The organism is Kosakonia cowanii JCM 10956 = DSM 18146 (assembly GCF_001975225.1).
GTDB lineage: Bacteria > Pseudomonadota > Gammaproteobacteria > Enterobacterales > Enterobacteriaceae > Kosakonia > Kosakonia cowanii.
On the sequence record NZ_CP019445.1, the window covers coordinates 1679508 to 1697381 of the forward strand.

Sequence of the window (17874 nt, forward strand, 5' to 3'; positions counted from 1 at the left end):
CCTCAGAAGGTGACGCCGGCACAGAGAATGATATTCGCAAACGGGGAACACTCCCCGCTGCGAATAACCGCCTGACTACCTGCGGTCTCTTTTTTGAATTGTTCGTGCGTAACGTACCGCACTTCGATGGTATTCCCCTGATGTTGCTGCAGCTGCTCAAGGTGAGTGAGCAACGTTTCGTGGAGCTGCGGATTCAACTGCTTGATCTCCGACGCGATGATTGCGGCCTCAACCTGCATTTCCGCGGTCACCACTTCCAGCACCTGCATAAAGGAAGGCACGCCCTGGGTTAACGCCATATCAATGCGTTGCGCACTGCGCGGCACCGGCAACCCGGCATCACACACCACCAGCGTATCGGTATGACCAAGACGAGAGATGACAGACGAAATATCAGCGTTCAGAACACAACCTTTTTTCATATTTTTGCTCCATGAGCGAAACGTTTCGCTGACGGCAGTGTAGTACGAAGAATGTTCTGAAAACTATCGCGTGATTGAAGAAGTGTGATCGAAATCGAAACGTTTCGCTCAACGGAGTGGCGAAAAAATCAGCGCGACTTTCTTAAGGGAAATTTATAGCAAATGAGAGCAAAAACCCCTCTTAGGGAGGGGTTTGAGAGGTGTCAGATTTCGACCTGTGTACCGAGTTCAATAACCCGGTTAGGTGGGATCTCAAACTGGTCCGGCGCGCGCAGGGCGTTGCGCTGCAATACCAGGTAGAGCTTGCCGCGCAGGCGCAGATACCACGGACGTTTGCCGAGGATCAGCGACTCATGGGACATAAAGAAGGAGGTCTCCATCATCCGGCAACTCAGCCCTTCCAGCCCGCAGCGGTGGAACACCTCTTCGACATTCGGCGTTTCACGCCAGCCGTAGCTTGCCACTACGCGCCAGAAAGTCGGTGAAAGCTGCTCAATCTGCACACGGCGAACGTTATGCACATAAGGCGCGTCTTCAGTACGCAGCGTCAGCAGGATCACACGCTCATGCAGCACCTTGTTGTGCTTCAGGTTATGCATCATCGCAAAGGGAATGACGTTCAGCGCGCGGGACATATAGACCGCTGTTCCCGGCACGCGAACCGGCGGCGATTTCTCCAGCGAGGCGATCATCGCTTCCAGCGAGTTACCGTGCTCATGCATGCGGCGCAGCAGGCGGAAACGCTCGCTCTTCCAGGTGGTCATCACCAGGAACATCACCAGACCGAGGCTCAATGGCAGCCAGCCGCCGGAGACAATCTTATCGAGGTTCGCCGAGAAGAGCGGCACATCGATGCAGAGGAAGAAGAGCAGCAGCATGCCGACCAGAATCTTATTCCAGTGCCAGTTTTTGCGCGCCACGGTGGTGAAGAGCATGGTGGTCAGCACCATGGTGCCGGTCACCGCAATACCATACGCTGCCGCCAGGTTGCTGGAGTGCTCGAAGCTGACGATCACCAGCACCACTGCGAAGTAGAGCAGCCAGTTGATAAATGGGATATAGATCTGCCCGGACTCCATCTCCGAGGTGTGAATAATCCGCATCGGCGCCAGATAACCAAGGCGTACCGCCTGGCGCGTCAGGGAGAAGACACCGGAAATGACCGCCTGCGAGGCAATCACCGTCGCCAGCGTGGCGATAATCAGCATCGGGATCAGCGCCCATTCAGGGGCTAACAGGAAGAAGGGGTTTTTAATCGCTTCGGGAGTTTTCAGCAGTAGCGCGCCCTGGCCAAAGTAGTTCAGCACCAGCGATGGCAGCACCACGCTAAACCACGCCACGCGGATCGGCAGCTTACCGAAGTGGCCCATATCCGCGTAGAGCGCTTCCACACCGGTAATAGAGAGCACTACCGCACCGAGGGCAACAAACGAAATGGCTTTGTACTGCAAGAAGAAGTTAACCGCCCACATCGGGTTAAGCGCCTGCAGCACTTCCGGGTTGGCAATAATGCTGCGCACGCCGAGCACCGCCAGAATCAAAAACCACGCCAGCATAATCGGCGCAAAGAGTTTGCCCACCAGCCCGGTGCCATGTTTTTGAATCGCAAACAGTAGCGTCAGCACCACGATGGAAAGGGGCACAATCCACGTGTCGAGGGAGGGGGCGACAATCTCAAGGCCTTCGATGGCCGACATCACCGAGATGGCGGGCGTAATTACCACTTCGCCATAGAAGAAGCTGCCGCCGATCAGGCCCATAATCACCAGCACCGAGGTCATCCTGGCGGAGGTGTTACGCCCGGCCAGCGACATCAGCGTCAGGATCCCGCCTTCACCGGCGTTATCCGCCCGCATTACGAAGGTGAGGTACTTAATCGAGACGACAAAAACCAGTAGCCAGAAAATCAGCGACAGGAAGCCAAAGACGGCATCGCGCTCAACGCCGAAGCCGAACTGGCCAGATAAACATTCACGCAGTGTATAGAGTGGGCTGGTACCAATATCACCGTAGACAACCCCAATTGCCGCGAGAGTGACCGCGGGTAACGATTGTTTCTTATCAGTGCTCATAGACTAATCTTTTGATTGAATGCAATTATGTGTGCTTAGTCCCTTGGCCCACAAAAAGCGCACAGTATGCACGATTATCGACGGAATCGTACCCCTAAATGCAACCACATTAATCTGGCTCAATGAAAACAAAGCCGTTCTTCAGTCTATTACAGGCACTTTCAGGAACGTTTATAATCGCTCTGACAAGCCGGAAACCACGGCGAAAGGACGCAGATTCATTATGGCTCACTTACATCTATTAGCAGAAAGAATTTCCCGCCTCAGCAGCGCGCTGGAGAAAGGCCTGTTTGAGCGCAGCCATGCGATCAGGCTCTGTTTGCTGGCCGCCCTGAGCGGCGAAAGCGTATTCCTGCTGGGTCCACCGGGCATCGCCAAAAGCCTGATTGCCCGCCGCCTGAAATTCGCCTTTAAAAATGCCCGCGCTTTTGAATATTTAATGACCCGTTTCTCCACGCCGGAAGAGGTTTTCGGCCCACTTTCCATTCAGGCGCTGAAAGATGAAGGGCGCTATGAGCGTCTCACAAGCGGCTATTTACCGGAAGCGGAAATCGTCTTTCTGGATGAAATCTGGAAAGCAGGCCCGGCGATCCTTAACACCCTGCTGACCGCCATTAACGAACGCCGTTTCCGTAACGGTGCCAGCGAAGATCACATTCCGATGCGCTTGCTGGTGGCGGCCTCTAACGAACTACCGGAAGCGGACAGCAGCCTCGAAGCGCTCTATGACCGCATGCTGATTCGTCTCTGGCTCGACAAAGTGCAGGAGAAGAGCAACTTCCGCTCAATGCTTATCAGCCAGCAGAGTGAGAGTGAAAACCCGGTGCCGGCAGATCTGCAAATCACCGATGAAGAGTACATCCGCTGGCAGCATGACATTTCACAGGTGGCGCTGCCGGAACCGGTGTTTGAGCTGATTTACACCCTGCGCCAGCAGCTCGATACCCTGCCGAACGCGCCGTATGTTTCCGACCGGCGCTGGAAAAAAGCGATTCGCCTGCTGCAGGCCAGTGCCCTGTTCAGCGGCCGCGACGCGGTGGCGCCCATCGACCTGATCCTGCTGAAAGATTGCCTGTGGCACGACGCGGAAAGCCTTCGCCTGCTGCAACAGCAGCTTGACGTTTTGATGACCGGGCACGCCTGGCAGCAGCAGGCGATGGTGACGCAGCTGAGTGCGATAGCCCAACGACACCTGCAACTTCAGCAGCAGCAAAGCGATAAAACCGCGCTCAGAGTGGAGCGCCAGGGTGGCATGTTCAGTCGTCGCCCCCATTATGAACTTCCTGCGGATCTGACCGAGCCGGTGCTGACACTTCTGCTACAGCAACCGCTGAAGCTGCACGATCTCAACGTGATCCACATTACCCTTGAGCGCAGCGCGCTGGAGCAGTGGCTGACGAAAGGGGGTGAGATCCGCGGCAAACTTAACGGCATTGGCTTTGCTCAGCCGCTCAATATGGAAGTGGATGCCAGCCAGCACCTGCTGGTGCGTGATGTCAGTTTGCAGAGTTCGCGCCTGGCGCTGCCGGGCACAGCGTCAGAGAACGTGCCGGATGAGATCAGGCAGCAGCTGGAGGCGCTGGACACCACCTGGCACCAGCAGCACACCCGCTTTAGCGAACAGCAGAAGTGTCTGTTTATCTCCAGCGACTGGTTGGGTCGCATTGAAGCCAGCCTGCAGGATGTCAGAGCGCAGATCCAACAGGCGCGTCAATGATCCCACTCGATACGCTCAATGTGATTCTGACCATCAGCGAAGAGGCGTTGATAGAGGATCTTATTATCCTCTTACTGGCTTCGCCGCAGCTGGCGATCTTTTTTGAAAAGTTTCCCAAGCTCAAGCATGCCATTACGGAAGATCTGCCGCGCTGGCGCGAAGCGCTAAAAAAGCACCTTAAAGAGGCAGAAGTACCCAAAACCCTGGCGGAAGAGGTGCTCGCCTTTCAGCAGAGCCAGCTGCTCTCCACCTCGCAGTTTACCGTTCAGCTGCCACAAACACTGGCCCTGCTCGATAAAGTGCAATCCCCTTTCGCGGCGCAGGCTCGCCAGATGGTCAGCGATAACCCGGCCTTCACCCCGGCTCTGCATACCTTGTTTCTTCAGCGCTGGCGTCTGAGCCTGGTGGTGCAAACTACCGCCTTTAACCAGCAACTGCTGGAGGAGGAGCGCGAACAACTGCTGAGTGAAGTGCAGGCGCGCATGACCCTCAGCGGCCAGCTTGAACCAGTGTTGATTGAAAATGAGAACGCGGCCGGCAGGTTATGGGATATGAGCGCCGGGCAGCTTAAACGCGGTGATTACCAGCTGATCGTCAAATATGGTGATTTCCTCAAAGAGCAGCCCGAACTCCAGCAACTGGCAGAGCAGCTGGGCCGTTCGCGGGAGGCGCGTTCGGTGCCGCGCAAAGATGCTCCGATGGAGACCTTCCGCAGCCTGGTGCGCGAGCCGTCAACGGTGCCGGAGCAGGTCGATGGCCTGCATCAAAGTGACGATATTCTGCGTCTGCTGCCGCCTGAGCTGGCGACCCTCGGCATCACCGAGCTGGAGTATGAGTTTTACCGGCGGCTGGTGGAGAAACAACTGCTGACCTACCGGCTTCACGGCGATGCCTGGCACGAAAAGATCACTGAACGTCCGGTGATTCATCAGGATTTCGATGAGCAGCCGCGCGGGCCATTTATCGTCTGCGTCGACACCTCGGGTTCCATGGGCGGGTTCAACGAACAGTGCGCGAAAGCGTTCTGCCTGGCATTGATGCGCGTGGCGCTGGCGGACAAACGGCGCTGCTTTATTATGCTCTTCTCCAGCGAAGTGGTGCGTTATGAGCTGACCTGCGATAGCGGGCTGGAGCAGGCGATCCGCTTTCTGAGCCAGCGCTTTCGCGGCGGTACCGATCTGGCGAGCTGCTTTCGTGCGGTGATTGAACGGATGCAGGGCGGCGAGTGGTATGACGCCGATGCGGTGGTGATCTCCGATTTTATCGCCCAGCGGCTGCCGGACGAGGTGATCGGTAAGGTAAAGGAGCTGCAACAGCTGCATCAACACCGCTTTCACGCGGTGGCGATGTCAGCCCACGGTAAGCCCGGCATCATGCGTATCTTTGACCATATCTGGCGCTTTGATACCGGGATGCGCAGCCGCTTGCTGCGCCGCTGGCGGCGTTAAAGCAGGCCGGCAACTTCGTCGCGCACGGCGGCGGGCCATACGCCGCACTGCACCTGGCCGATGTGCGAGAGTTGTAACAGCAGCATGGTGAGGCGCGACTGACCAATGCCGCCGCCGATGGTTTGCGGCATCTCACCGCGCAGCAGCGCCTGGTGCCAGTCGAGTTGCAGCCTCTCTTCATCGCCGGTCAGTTTCAGCTGACGCTTCAGCGCTTCGGCGTCAACGCGGATCCCCATCGATGAAAGCTCCAGCGCATCCTCCAGCACCGGGTTCCACACCAGGATATCGCCGTTGAGGCCGCTGAAACCGGCTTCGGCTGGCGTGCTCCAGTCATCATAATCCGGCGCGCGAACATCGTGACGCTTGCCGTCGCTAAGCTTGCCGCCAATCCCCATCAGAAAGACGGCGCCCAGCTCTTTGGCGATCGCTTTTTCGCGCCCTTTCGCATCTAAGTGCGGGAATCGGCTGAGCAGCGTTTCGCTGTGCACGAAGTGGATCTGCTCTGGCAGGAACGGTGCCAGACCAAACGCTTCGCTAACCGCGGCTTCAGTCGCTTTGATCCCGGACCAGATCGCCTCAACGGTCGATTTCAGGGTCGCCAGCTGGCGCTGACCGTCACCCAATACGCGCTCCCAGTCCCACTGATCCACATACACGGAGTGAATGGGAGAGAGGCGATCTTCATCGGGTCGCAGGGCTTTCATATGGGTGTAAAGCCCTTCGCCCGCGCTGAAATCGTGTTGCCCCAGCGTCTGACGTTTCCACTTTGCCAGCGAGTGCACCACCTCAAAGCGGGCATCCGGCAGCGTCTTCACATTGACCTGTACCGCTTTCTCGCAACCCGACAGGTTATCCTGCGTGCCATCCCCTACCCGACTGAGGATCGGTGCCTGTACTTCAATCAGGCCCAGTTTCTCTTCCAGCTGGCGAGAGAAGAAGGATTTCACGAAGGCGATCTGGCGTTGTTTTGCGATGTAGGCGGTTTTCATTTTTTAACTCCTGTCTGCGTAGGCTTGCAATTAAGCAACAGAAACAGGCGTGAGTTCAATAATCCACAATTAAAAAGGCCAACAGGCTTTTGAATCGCTAAAATAGCCGGCTAAAATAGAATGAATCATTAATCTACATAAGAAAAACGTATGGAAAATTATCAGATCGACAATCTGGATCGCGGCATCCTCGAAGCCTTAATGGCCAATGCCCGTACGGCGTATGCCGAGCTGGCGAAGCAGTTCGGCGTCAGCCCAGGCACCATTCATGTGCGGGTAGAGAAGATGAAGCAGGCGGGTATTATCACCGGCGCGCGCATCGACGTCAGCCCGAAGCAACTCGGTTACGATGTCTGCTGCTTTATCGGCATCATTTTGAAGAGCGCCAAAGATTACCCCTCAGCGCTGGCAAAACTGGAGAGCCTCGAAGAGGTGACCGAAGCCTACTACACCACCGGACACTACAGCATCTTTATTAAAGTGATGTGCCGCTCGATCGACGCACTGCAACAGGTACTTATCAACAAGATCCAGACTATTGATGAAATCCAGTCCACCGAGACATTGATCTCGTTGCAAAACCCCATCATGCGCACGATCCGCCCGTAACCGGGCGTTTTCATCCACGATCAATACCCGCATTGTCCACAGGTAGATCCCAGCTCATTCACAGCGTACAATACGCCCCACTTTGTCGTCGCAGGGCGACTGAAACGGAGCGGATTCATGGCAGACATTACTCTTATTAGCGGCAGCACCCTTGGCGGTGCGGAATACGTGGCAGAACATCTGGCTGAAAAGCTGGAGGAAGCCGGGTTCAATACCTTTACGTTCCATGGGCCGTTATTAGAGGATTTGCCGCAGCAGGGGCTCTGGCTGGTGGTCACTTCCACCCACGGCGCGGGCGATATCCCGGACAACCTGCTGCCAATGTATGAAGAGCTTGATGAACTGAACCCGGATCTGTCGCAGATTCGCTTTGGCGCGATCGGTATCGGCAGCCGTGAATATGACACTTTCTGTCAGGCAATCGAAAAAATGGAAGCCGGACTGAAGAAAAACGGTGCCAAACAGATCGGTGAAACGCTGAAGATCAACATCCTCGATCACGATATTCCGGAGGATCCGGCCGAAGAGTGGCTGGGATCCTGGATTAAATTGCTCAATATTGTGTAAAGATCGTGCGATCAGCAGTGGATAACTAGGCTTAAAAGCGCTTATTAACCGGTAGTTATCCAATGAATAACTCTGCTCACCGATCCGCCCTGTGTATAACTAGCCCTTTTGATCCCAGCTTATACGTTGCAGGATCACCGATCATTCACAGTTAATGATCCTTCCTAATGAACTGATCTTAAAGCGATGATCCGGCTTATCCACAAGACATCGCGATCCTAATAAGAGATCACAATAGAACAGATCTCTCTATATAAAGATCTTCTTTTTAATAGCCGGGATCCGGAGTCTTTCTCACTGGACTAAAGTTGAGTAGAATCCACGGCCCGGCCACAAATTCACTTTCTAACCGCTCAGGCGAGGCATACCACCATGTTTTATCCGGATCCTTTTGACGTCATCATCATTGGCGGGGGTCATGCAGGCACTGAGGCCGCCATGGCCGCAGCGCGTATGGGTCAGCAGACTCTGCTTTTGACACACAATATCGACACCCTGGGGCAGATGAGCTGCAACCCGGCGATCGGCGGTATTGGGAAAGGACACTTGGTTAAAGAAGTGGATGCACTGGGCGGGCTGATGGCGAAAGCGATCGATCATGCCGGGATCCAGTTTAGGATACTAAACGCAAGCAAAGGCCCTGCCGTTCGGGCTACCCGTGCTCAGGCGGATCGCGTGCTCTATCGCCAGGCGGTACGCACTGCGCTGGAGAACCAGCCGAACCTGATGATCTTCCAGCAGGCGGTTGAGGATCTGATCGTCGAAAACGATCACGTGGTTGGTGCCGTTACCCAGATGGGGCTGAAGTTCCGCGCAAAAGCGGTAGTACTGACCGTCGGCACCTTCCTGGATGGCAAGATCCATATCGGGCTGGATAACTACAGCGGTGGCCGTGCAGGCGATCCGCCGTCGATCCCGCTCTCCCGCCGTCTGCGTGAACTGCCGCTGCGCGTCAGCCGTCTGAAAACCGGTACGCCGCCGCGAATTGATGCGCGCACCATCGATTTCAGCGTGCTGGCACAGCAGCACGGCGACGATCCGATGCCGGTCTTCTCGTTTATGGGCAATGCCGCTCAGCATCCGCGCCAGGTGCCGTGCTACATCACGCACACCAACGAAAAGACCCATGAGGTGATCCGCAATAACCTCGATCGCAGCCCGATGTATGCCGGCGTGATCGAAGGGATCGGCCCGCGCTACTGCCCGTCGATCGAAGATAAAGTGATGCGCTTTGCCGATCGCAACCAGCATCAAATCTTCCTTGAGCCGGAAGGGCTTACCTCTAACGAAATTTACCCGAACGGCATCTCTACCAGCCTGCCGTTCGATGTGCAGATGCAGATCGTCCGCTCGATGCAGGGGATGGAAAACGCGAAGATTGTTCGTCCGGGCTACGCCATTGAGTATGACTTCTTCGACCCGCGCGATCTGAAACCGACGCTCGAGAGCAAATATATCAACGGCCTCTTCTTCGCCGGCCAGATCAACGGCACCACCGGTTACGAAGAAGCTGCCGCGCAGGGGCTGCTGGCAGGTCTGAACGCCGGGCGCTACTCGGCGGATAAAGAGGGCTGGGCACCGCGTCGCGATCAGGCTTACCTGGGCGTACTGGTGGACGATCTCTGCACGCTGGGCACCAAAGAGCCCTACCGCATGTTTACCTCCCGCGCGGAGTATCGCCTGATGCTGCGTGAAGATAACGCCGATCTGCGTCTGACCGAAGCGGGTCGCGAACTGGGTCTGGTGGATGACGAGCGCTGGGCGCGCTTCAACGAGAAACTGGAAAGCATTGAGCGCGAACGTCAGCGCCTGAAATCCCAATGGGTGTCACCGGCTTCTGAACATGCGCCGATCGTTAACGCACAGCTGACCGCACCGTTGTCCCGCGAAGCCAGCGGCGAAGATCTGCTGCGTCGCCCGGAGATGACCTACGAGCAGCTGGTGCAGCTGACGCCGTTCGCACCGGGCTTAGAAGATAAGCAGGCTGCGGAACAGGTTGAAATCCAGGTGAAGTACGAAGGCTATATCGCCCGTCAGCAGGATGAGATCGAAAAGCAGCAGCGCAATGAGAATACGATCCTGCCGGCGACCCTTGATTACCGCCAGGTAAACGGCCTGTCGAATGAGGTGATCGCGAAGCTTAACGATCACAAACCCTCTTCCATCGGTCAGGCCTCGCGGATCTCAGGTATTACGCCAGCGGCAATCTCCATTCTGCTGGTGTGGCTGAAGAAGCAAGGGATGCTGCGCCGCAGCGCATAACCGTATCACTCAGGCCCGCACGGCGGGCCTGATAACGCTAAAAGGCGGATAAGCATCGCGCTATTCGCCATGTCGTCTCTCAACAGGTATTCGTTGTGCTCAATAAACTCTCTCGTCTGCTGGCCGAAGCCGGCATTTCGCTGTCCGATCAGCAACAACAGCAGCTGGTGGCGTATGTTGAAATGCTGCACAAGTGGAACAAAGCCTACAACCTCACCTCGGTTCGCGACCCGAACGAGATGCTGGTGCGCCATATCCTCGACAGCATCGTCGTCGCGCCGCATCTGCAGGGAACGCGTTTTATCGATGTCGGCACCGGACCCGGCCTGCCGGGAATTCCGCTCTCCATCGTGCGTCCGGAATCCCACTTCACGCTGCTCGACAGCCTCGGCAAGCGCGTTCGCTTCCTGCGCCAGGTGCAGCATGAGCTGAAGCTGACCAATATCGAGCCGGTGCAGAGCCGCGTCGAGGACTTCCCTGCTGAGCCGCCTTTTGACGGTGTAATTAGCCGCGCTTTTGCCTCCCTGAACGATATGGTGAGCTGGTGCCACCACCTTCCGGGCGACGCGGGTCGCTTTTATGCCCTGAAAGGTCAGCTGCCGGAAGATGAGATTGCGCTGTTACCTGCGGGGTTAGCCGTGGAGTCAATTGTTGAATTAAAGGTTCCGCATCTGGAAGGCGAGCGCCATCTGGTTATCGTTAAAGCAAACAAAGTTTAATTTTTATCAAAAAATGTTGCATTGATGCTGTTGCGTGAATGTTAAAAAAGGCGACGAAAAAGAGTGATACTTCCGGTTACATTTAACTTAAATTTAACCAGGATTTATCTGACATTTAACGTCGCTTTTTTTCATTCAGCATCAAAATAATCAACAATGAAAATATCAGCCCGCTAAAAATCGGCAGCCAAAACTAGGGCGGCTTGTAAAATAATTATTAAAAATGTCAAACAAAGGTTTTTGTTGTAGAGGCGAGTGTTTTAAAAAGAGTTGTGATAAATCGTCTTTATTTTCATAAAGATGAAAAGCATTAAAATCTGCGGGCTTTTAAAACGATGGCGGCATATATGTTTAATTTGTGACCTGGTGCACGCTTTATCGCCGGGTTTTTCGCGTTATTTGCACTTTTGCTCGAAGGTTCATCGTTTGTGCAAAAGTTTAAAAATAGACCTCGGGAAAAATATTTAAACATTTATTCACCTTTTCGCTACTTATTGTTTGAAATCACGAGGCCGCACCGTATAATTTGACCGCTTTTTGATGCTTGACTCCGGGCCGTAAAGAACGTTTTATACGACACGCGACATACCTCAAAGGGAGCAGGAGTTAAGAAAGAATATGTCTGTGTCGCTCTTTAGCCGAAACGTTGCTCGCAGGCTTCTGCTTATTCAGTTTCTGGCAGTAATGGCAAGTGGATTGCTGTTTAGCCTCAAAGACCCCTTCTGGGGCATTTCCGCCGTGAGCGGAGGTATGGCAGTCTTATTGCCGAATATGTTGTTTATGATTTTTGCCTGGCGTCATCAGGCGAATACACCTTCTAAAGGCCGTGTGGCCTGGACCTTCGCCCTCGGTGAGGCGCTCAAGGTGTTACTGACATTCGTGTTACTGGTGGTGGCGCTGGCAGTTTTGAAGGCGGTGTTTTTGCCGCTGATAGTCACGTGGGTTTCGGTGCTAGTGGTTCAGATACTGGCACCTGCTGTAATTAACAACAAAGGGTAAGAGGCATCATGTCTGCAGGAGAAATTTCAACACCGCAGGAGTACATCGGTCACCATCTGAATAACCTTCAGATTGACTTGCGTACCTTCTCGCTGGTGGATCCGCATAACCCCCCGGCCACGTTCTGGACGCTCAATATCGACTCCATGTTTTTCTCGGTGGTCCTGGGTCTGTTGTTCCTGGTGATGTTCCGTAGCGTAGCGAAGAAAGCGACCAGCGGCGTACCAGGGAAATTCCAGACGGCGATCGAGCTGGTGATTGGTTTTGTTAATGGTAGCGTCAAAGACATGTACCACGGCAAAAGCAAGCTTATCGCGCCACTGGCCCTGACGATTTTCGTCTGGGTATTCCTGATGAACCTGATGGATTTGCTGCCTATCGACCTGCTGCCGTATATCGGTGAGCATGTGTTCGGTCTGCCTGCGCTGCGTGTGGTGCCGTCTGCTGACGTTAACATCACGCTCTCGATGGCACTGGGCGTGTTTATCCTGATTCTGTTCTACAGCATCAAAATGAAGGGTATTGGCGGTTTCGCTAAAGAGCTGACTCTCCAGCCGTTCAACCATCCGGTATTTATTCCGGTAAACCTTATCCTTGAGGGCGTGAGCCTGCTGTCCAAACCGGTTTCTCTCGGTCTGCGACTGTTCGGCAACATGTACGCGGGTGAGTTGATTTTCATTCTGATCGCGGGTCTTCTGCCGTGGTGGTCACAGTGGATTCTGAATGTGCCATGGGCCATTTTCCACATCCTGATCATTACGCTGCAAGCCTTTATCTTCATGGTTCTGACGATCGTCTATCTGTCGATGGCGTCTGAAGAGCACTGATTTTTAACAACACTACTACGTTTTAACTGAAACAAACTGGAGACTGTCATGGAAAACCTGAATATGGATCTGCTGTACTTGGCTGCCGCTGTGATGATGGGTCTGGCGGCGATCGGTGCTGCGATCGGTATCGGCATCCTCGGGGGTAAATTCCTGGAAGGCGCTGCGCGTCAGCCGGATCTGATTCCTCTGCTGCGTACTCAGTTCTTTATCGTTATGGGTCTGGTGGATGCAATCCCGATGATCGCTGTGGGTCTGGGTCTGTACGTGATGTTTGCTGTCGCGTAGTAAGGGTTGCTTTTCAAGCAATTGTTTAGAACGTTAACCAGATAAGAGGCATTGTGCTGTGAATCTAAACGCAACAATCCTCGGCCAGGCCATCGCGTTTGTCCTGTTCGTTCTGTTCTGCATGAAGTATGTATGGCCGCCGTTGATTGCTGCCATCGAAAAACGTCAGAAAGAGATTGCTGACGGTCTCGCTTCCGCAGAACGGGCCAAAAAGGACCTGGATCTTGCACAGGCCAATGCGACCGACCAGCTGAAAAAAGCGAAAGCTGAAGCTCAGGTTATCATTGAACAGGCGAACAAACGCCGTGCTCAGATCCTGGACGAAGCGAAAGCTGAAGCCGAGCAGGAACGTAACAAAATCGTGGCGCAGGCGCAGGCGGAAATTGACGCCGAACGTAAACGCGCTCGCGAAGAGCTGCGTAAACAAGTGGCTCTGCTGGCTGTTGCTGGCGCCGAGAAGATCATCGAGCGTTCCGTGGATGAAGCTGCTAACAGCGACATCGTGAATAAACTGGTCGCTGAACTGTAAGGAGGAGGGGCTGATGTCTGAATTTGTAACGGTAGCTCGCCCCTACGCCAAAGCAGCTTTTGACTTTGCCGTCGAAACCCAAAGCGTTGACCGCTGGCAGGATATGCTGGCGTTCGCCGCCGAGGTGACGAAAAACGAACAAATGGCCGAGCTGCTCTCTGGTGCGATTGCACCGGAAACGCTCGCCGACTCGTTTATCGCCGTATGTGGTGAGCAACTGGACGAAAAAGGCCAAAACCTGATTCGTGTGATGGCCGAAAATGGTCGTCTTAAGGTGCTCCCTGATGTTCTTGAGCAGTTCATTCAATTGCGCGCGGCCAGCGAGGCTATCGCCGAAGTCGAAGTGACTTCCGCCTCCGCACTGAGTGAAGAACAGCTTGCGAAAATCAGCACAGCGATGGAAAAACGTCTGTCACGTAAAGTGAAGCTGAATTGCAATATCGATAAGTCTGTAATGGCAGGCGTAATCATCCGAGCGGGTGATATGGTCATTGATGGCAGCGTACGCGGCCGTCTTGAGCGCCTTGCAGACGTCTTGCAGTCTTAAGGGGACTGGAGCATGCAACTGAATTCCACCGAAATCAGCGAACTGATCAAGCAGCGCATTGCTCAGTTCAGTGTTGTGAGTGAAGCTCACAACGAAGGTACTATTGTTTCTGTAAGCGACGGTGTTATCCGCATCCACGGCCTGGCCGACTGTATGCAGGGCGAGATGATTTCTCTGCCGGGTAACCGTTACGCTATCGCACTGAACCTGGAGCGCGACTCCGTAGGTGCAGTTGTGATGGGTCCGTACGCTGACCTCGCCGAAGGCATGAAGGTCAAATGTACTGGCCGTATTCTTGAAGTTCCGGTTGGCCGTGGCCTGCTGGGTCGTGTGGTGAACACCCTGGGTGCGCCAATCGACGGTAAAGGTCCGGTTGATAACGATGGCTTCTCGCCAATCGAAGTTATCGCACCGGGCGTTATCGATCGTCAGTCCGTCGACCAGCCGGTTCAGACCGGTTACAAATCCGTCGACGCCATGATCCCAATCGGTCGTGGTCAGCGTGAGCTGATCATCGGCGACCGTCAGACCGGTAAAACGGCGATGGCTATCGACGCCATCATCAACCAGCGCGACTCAGGCATCAAATGTGTGTACGTGGCCATCGGCCAGAAAGCGTCCACCATTGCTAACGTGGTTCGTAAACTGGAAGAGCACGGCGCACTGTCCAACACCATCGTTGTTGTGGCAACTGCCTCTGAATCCGCTGCACTGCAATACCTGGCGCCGTATGCCGGTTGCGCTATGGGCGAATACTTCCGTGACCGCGGTGAAGATGCGCTGATCGTATACGATGACCTGTCTAAACAGGCCGTTGCTTACCGTCAGGTTTCCCTGCTGCTCCGTCGTCCGCCAGGACGTGAAGCGTTCCCGGGCGACGTATTTTACCTCCACTCCCGTCTGCTGGAGCGCGCATCCCGCGTAAACGCGGAATACGTAGAGAACTTCACCAAAGGTGAAGTGAAAGGTAAAACCGGCTCCCTGACTGCCCTGCCGATTATCGAAACGCAGGCAGGTGACGTTTCCGCGTTCGTTCCGACCAACGTAATCTCCATTACCGATGGTCAGATCTTCCTGGAAACCAACCTGTTTAACTCCGGTATTCGTCCGGCGGTTAACCCGGGTATCTCCGTATCCCGTGTGGGTGGTGCAGCGCAGACCAAGATCATCAAGAAACTGTCCGGTGGTATTCGTACCGCGCTGGCACAGTATCGTGAGCTGGCGGCGTTCTCTCAGTTCGCATCCGATCTGGACGAAGCAACCCGTAAACAGCTGAGCCACGGTCAGAAAGTGACCGAGCTGCTGAAACAGAAACAGTATGCCCCTATGTCTGTTGCACAACAGGGCCTGGTGCTGTTCGCGGCTGAACGCGGTTACCTCGAAGATGTGGAACTGGCGAAAATCGGTAGCTTCGAAGCCGCTCTGCTGGCGTACGTTGACCGTGAACACGCTCCGCTGATGCAAGAGATCAACCAGTCCGGTGGCTATAACGACGAAATCGAAGGCAAGCTGAAAGGCATCCTCGATTCCTTCAAAGCAACCCAGTCCTGGTAACGTCTGGCGGCCTGTCTTAGGGCAGGCCGTAAGGCATTGAGGAGAAGCTCATGGCCGGCGCAAAAGAGATACGTAGTAAGATCGCAAGCGTCCAGAACACGCAAAAGATCACTAAAGCGATGGAGATGGTCGCCGCTTCCAAAATGCGTAAATCGCAGGATCGCATGGCGTCCAGCCGTCCTTATGCAGATACCATGCGCAAAGTGATTGGTCACCTTGCGAACGGTAATCTGGAATATAAGCACCCCTACCTGGAAGAGCGCGACGTAAAACGCGTGGGCTACCTGGTAGTGTCGACCGACCGTGGTCTGTGCGGTGGCTTGAACATTAACCTGTTCAAAAAAGTGCTGGCGGATATGAAAGCATGGTCCGATAAAGGCGTTCAGAGCGAACTCGCGATGATCGGCTCTAAAGGCGTCTCTTTCTTCAATTCCGTTGGTGCCAACGTGGTAGCTCAGGTGACCGGTATGGGTGATAACCCGTCCCTGTCTGAACTGATCGGCCCGGTGAAAGTCATGCTGCAGGCTTACGACGAAGGTCGTCTGGATAAGCTTTATATTGTTAGCAATAAATTTATCAACACCATGTCTCAGGTTCCGACCATCACTCAGCTGCTGCCGTTACCGGCTGCAGAAGATGAAGAGTTGAAGCATAAATCCTGGGATTACCTGTATGAACCCGATCCAAAAGCGCTGCTGGATACGCTCCTGCGCCGTTATGTTGAATCTCAGGTTTATCAGGGTGTTGTTGAAAACCTGGCCAGCGAGCAGGCCGCACGTATGGTGGCGATGAAAGCCGCGACCGACAATGGCGGCAGCCTGATTAAAGAGCTGCAGTTGGTATACAACAAAGCTCGTCAGGCCAGCATTACTCAGGAACTCACCGAGATCGTCGGTGGTGCATCCGCGGTATAACCAGGTTAATTCGTAGAGGATTCATGATGGCTACTGGAAAAATTGTCCAGGTAATCGGCGCCGTGGTTGACGTCGAATTCCCTCAGGATGCCGTACCGCGCGTGTACGATGCTCTTGAGGTTCAGAATGGTAACGAGACGCTGGTGCTGGAAGTTCAGCAGCAGCTCGGCGGCGGTATCGTACGTACCATCGCCATGGGTTCTTCCGACGGTCTGCGTCGTGGTCTGCAAGTAACAGACCTCCAGCACCCGATCGAAGTCCCGGTAGGTAAAGCAACACTGGGTCGTATCATGAACGTGCTCGGTCAGCCGATCGACATGAAAGGCGACATCGGTGAAGAAGATCGTTGGGCTATCCACCGTTCTGCGCCGTCCTATGAAGAGCTCTCCAGCTCTCAGGAACTGCTGGAAACCGGCATCAAAGTAATCGACCTGATGTGTCCGTTCGCCAAGGGCGGTAAAGTCGGTCTGTTCGGCGGTGCGGGTGTAGGTAAAACCGTAAACATGATGGAGCTGATCCGTAACATCGCGATCGAGCACTCCGGTTACTCTGTGTTTGCGGGCGTGGGTGAACGTACTCGTGAGGGTAACGACTTCTACCACGAAATGACCGACTCCAACGTACTGGACAAAGTATCCCTGGTGTACGGCCAGATGAACGAGCCGCCGGGAAACCGTCTGCGCGTTGCACTGACCGGCCTGACCATGGCTGAGAAGTTCCGTGACGAAGGTCGTGACGTTCTGCTGTTCGTCGACAACATCTACCGTTATACCCTCGCCGGTACTGAAGTATCCGCACTGCTGGGCCGTATGCCTTCAGCGGTAGGTTACCAGCCGACGCTGGCGGAAGAGATGGGTGTTCTGCAGGAACGTATCACCTCTACCAAAACCGGTTCTATCACCTCCGTTCAGGCGGTATACGTACCAGCGGATGACTTGACTGACCCGTCTCCGGCAACCACCTTTGCGCACCTTGACGCAACCGTGGTACTGAGCCGTCAGATCGCTTCTCTGGGTATCTACCCAGCCGTTGACCCGCTGGATTCCACCAGCCGTCAGCTGGATCCGCTGGTAGTTGGCCAGGAGCACTACGACACCGCGCGTGGCGTACAGTCTCTGCTGCAGCGTTATCAGGAACTGAAAGACATCATCGCCATCCTCGGTATGGATGAGCTGTCTGAAGAAGACAAACTGGTGGTTGCTCGCGCTCGTAAGATCCAGCGCTTCCTCTCCCAGCCGTTCTTCGTTGCGGAAGTATTCACCGGTTCTCCGGGTAAATACGTCTCCCTGAAAGACACCATCCGTGGCTTTAAAGGCATCATGGAAGGCGAATACGATCACCTGCCGGAGCAGGCGTTCTACATGGTCGGTTCCATCGACGAAGCCGTGGAAAAAGCCAAAAAACTTTAACG

General features: G+C 54.6%; 17 protein-coding genes. 14 read left to right on the plus strand and 3 right to left on the minus strand.

Features of this window, described 5'->3' with window-relative positions; translation table 11 throughout:
* Positions 1-2: 2 nt before the first annotated feature.
* Together rbsD and kup are read right to left on the minus strand one after the other, a co-directional pair.
* Entirely contained in the window at positions 3-422 is a 420-nt protein-coding gene (gene rbsD / locus BWI95_RS07775) for a D-ribose pyranase (RefSeq protein ID WP_042711919.1), read from the minus strand.
* Positions 423-625: 203 nt separating this feature from the next.
* Positions 626-2494 carry a low affinity potassium transporter Kup gene (kup, locus tag BWI95_RS07780; RefSeq protein WP_076769276.1) on the minus strand — a complete coding sequence of 623 codons (1869 nt, stop codon included), beginning with the start codon at positions 2492-2494 and terminating at the stop codon, positions 626-628.
* A 223-nt stretch (positions 2495-2717) separates the two neighbouring features.
* On the opposite strand from kup, the gene ravA reads away from it, so the two are divergent.
* Positions 2718-4211: an ATPase RavA gene (ravA, locus tag BWI95_RS07785; protein WP_054803521.1), complete on the plus strand. Its 1494-nt coding sequence runs from the start codon at positions 2718-2720 to the stop codon at positions 4209-4211.
* Positions 4208-5659 carry an ATPase RavA stimulator ViaA gene (gene viaA, locus BWI95_RS07790; RefSeq protein ID WP_076769277.1) on the plus strand — a complete coding sequence of 484 codons (1452 nt, stop codon included), beginning with the start codon at positions 4208-4210 and terminating at the stop codon, positions 5657-5659. The genes ravA and viaA overlap by 4 nt, the downstream gene beginning before the upstream one ends.
* Here viaA and asnA read toward each other — a convergent pair.
* The gene (gene asnA, locus BWI95_RS07795) at positions 5656-6648 is read right to left on the minus strand and encodes an aspartate--ammonia ligase (protein WP_054803522.1); all 993 of its coding nucleotides are present in this window, start codon (positions 6646-6648) and stop codon (positions 5656-5658) included. The two genes, viaA and asnA, sit on opposite strands and share 4 nt — an antisense overlap.
* Positions 6649-6798: 150 nt before the next feature.
* Here asnA and asnC point away from each other — a divergent pair, with 150 nt between their 5' ends.
* From asnC to atpD, 12 genes are all read left to right on the plus strand, one after another.
* The gene (asnC, locus tag BWI95_RS07800) at positions 6799-7257 is read left to right on the plus strand and encodes a transcriptional regulator AsnC (RefSeq protein WP_039054911.1); all 459 of its coding nucleotides are present in this window, start codon (positions 6799-6801) and stop codon (positions 7255-7257) included.
* 117 nt (positions 7258-7374) lie between these two features.
* Entirely contained in the window at positions 7375-7824 is a 450-nt protein-coding gene (mioC, locus tag BWI95_RS07805) for an FMN-binding protein MioC (RefSeq protein WP_076769278.1), read from the plus strand.
* 372 nt (positions 7825-8196) lie between these two features.
* Positions 8197-10086, plus strand: a complete 1890-nt coding sequence (gene mnmG, locus BWI95_RS07810; protein WP_076769279.1) for a tRNA uridine-5-carboxymethylaminomethyl(34) synthesis enzyme MnmG — start codon at positions 8197-8199, stop codon at positions 10084-10086.
* Between the two features lie 95 nt (positions 10087-10181).
* On the plus strand, positions 10182-10805 hold the full coding sequence (gene rsmG / locus BWI95_RS07815; RefSeq protein WP_042717098.1) for a 16S rRNA (guanine(527)-N(7))-methyltransferase RsmG: 624 nt from the start codon (positions 10182-10184) through the stop codon (positions 10803-10805).
* Between the two features lie 618 nt (positions 10806-11423).
* Positions 11424-11804, plus strand: coding sequence for a F0F1 ATP synthase subunit I (gene atpI / locus BWI95_RS07820; protein WP_054803523.1), 381 nt, complete (start codon positions 11424-11426; stop codon positions 11802-11804).
* Between the two features lie 8 nt (positions 11805-11812).
* Positions 11813-12631, plus strand: a complete 819-nt coding sequence (gene atpB / locus BWI95_RS07825; RefSeq protein WP_076769280.1) for a F0F1 ATP synthase subunit A — start codon at positions 11813-11815, stop codon at positions 12629-12631.
* 48 nt (positions 12632-12679) lie between these two features.
* Positions 12680-12919 (plus strand): F0F1 ATP synthase subunit C, encoded by a 240-nt coding sequence (gene atpE / locus BWI95_RS07830; protein WP_007369368.1) that lies wholly within the window; start codon positions 12680-12682, stop codon positions 12917-12919.
* Between the two features lie 58 nt (positions 12920-12977).
* Positions 12978-13448 (plus strand): F0F1 ATP synthase subunit B, encoded by a 471-nt coding sequence (gene atpF, locus BWI95_RS07835; protein WP_042714832.1) that lies wholly within the window; start codon positions 12978-12980, stop codon positions 13446-13448.
* 13 nt (positions 13449-13461) lie between these two features.
* Positions 13462-13995 (plus strand): F0F1 ATP synthase subunit delta, encoded by a 534-nt coding sequence (gene atpH / locus BWI95_RS07840; protein ID WP_042714834.1) that lies wholly within the window; start codon positions 13462-13464, stop codon positions 13993-13995.
* Positions 13996-14007: 12 nt separating this feature from the next.
* On the plus strand, positions 14008-15549 hold the full coding sequence (gene atpA, locus BWI95_RS07845) for a F0F1 ATP synthase subunit alpha (RefSeq protein ID WP_042714836.1): 1542 nt from the start codon (positions 14008-14010) through the stop codon (positions 15547-15549).
* A gap of 50 nt (positions 15550-15599) precedes the next feature.
* A complete protein-coding gene (gene atpG, locus BWI95_RS07850) occupies positions 15600-16463 on the plus strand; it encodes a F0F1 ATP synthase subunit gamma (protein ID WP_042714839.1) in 864 nt (287 codons plus the stop codon).
* Between the two features lie 26 nt (positions 16464-16489).
* Complete coding sequence (gene atpD, locus BWI95_RS07855) at positions 16490-17872, plus strand: F0F1 ATP synthase subunit beta (protein ID WP_042714841.1); 1383 nt, start codon at positions 16490-16492, stop codon at positions 17870-17872.
* Positions 17873-17874 lie beyond the last annotated feature (2 nt).

Coding starts and splice junctions, on each gene's coding strand:
- rbsD (WP_042711919.1), bottom strand. CDS start 422: ATGAAAAAAGGTTGTGTTCTGAACGCTGATATTTCGTCTGTCATCTCT.
- kup (WP_076769276.1), bottom strand. CDS start 2,494: ATGAGCACTGATAAGAAACAATCGTTACCCGCGGTCACTCTCGCGGCA.
- ravA (WP_054803521.1), top strand. CDS start 2,718: ATGGCTCACTTACATCTATTAGCAGAAAGAATTTCCCGCCTCAGCAGC.
- viaA (WP_076769277.1), top strand. CDS start 4,208: ATGATCCCACTCGATACGCTCAATGTGATTCTGACCATCAGCGAAGAG.
- asnA (WP_054803522.1), bottom strand. CDS start 6,648: ATGAAAACCGCCTACATCGCAAAACAACGCCAGATCGCCTTCGTGAAA.
- asnC (WP_039054911.1), top strand. CDS start 6,799: ATGGAAAATTATCAGATCGACAATCTGGATCGCGGCATCCTCGAAGCC.
- mioC (WP_076769278.1), top strand. CDS start 7,375: ATGGCAGACATTACTCTTATTAGCGGCAGCACCCTTGGCGGTGCGGAA.
- mnmG (WP_076769279.1), top strand. CDS start 8,197: ATGTTTTATCCGGATCCTTTTGACGTCATCATCATTGGCGGGGGTCAT.
- atpI (WP_054803523.1), top strand. CDS start 11,424: ATGTCTGTGTCGCTCTTTAGCCGAAACGTTGCTCGCAGGCTTCTGCTT.
- atpB (WP_076769280.1), top strand. CDS start 11,813: ATGTCTGCAGGAGAAATTTCAACACCGCAGGAGTACATCGGTCACCAT.
- atpE (WP_007369368.1), top strand. CDS start 12,680: ATGGAAAACCTGAATATGGATCTGCTGTACTTGGCTGCCGCTGTGATG.
- atpH (WP_042714834.1), top strand. CDS start 13,462: ATGTCTGAATTTGTAACGGTAGCTCGCCCCTACGCCAAAGCAGCTTTT.
- atpA (WP_042714836.1), top strand. CDS start 14,008: ATGCAACTGAATTCCACCGAAATCAGCGAACTGATCAAGCAGCGCATT.
- atpG (WP_042714839.1), top strand. CDS start 15,600: ATGGCCGGCGCAAAAGAGATACGTAGTAAGATCGCAAGCGTCCAGAAC.
- atpD (WP_042714841.1), top strand. CDS start 16,490: ATGGCTACTGGAAAAATTGTCCAGGTAATCGGCGCCGTGGTTGACGTC.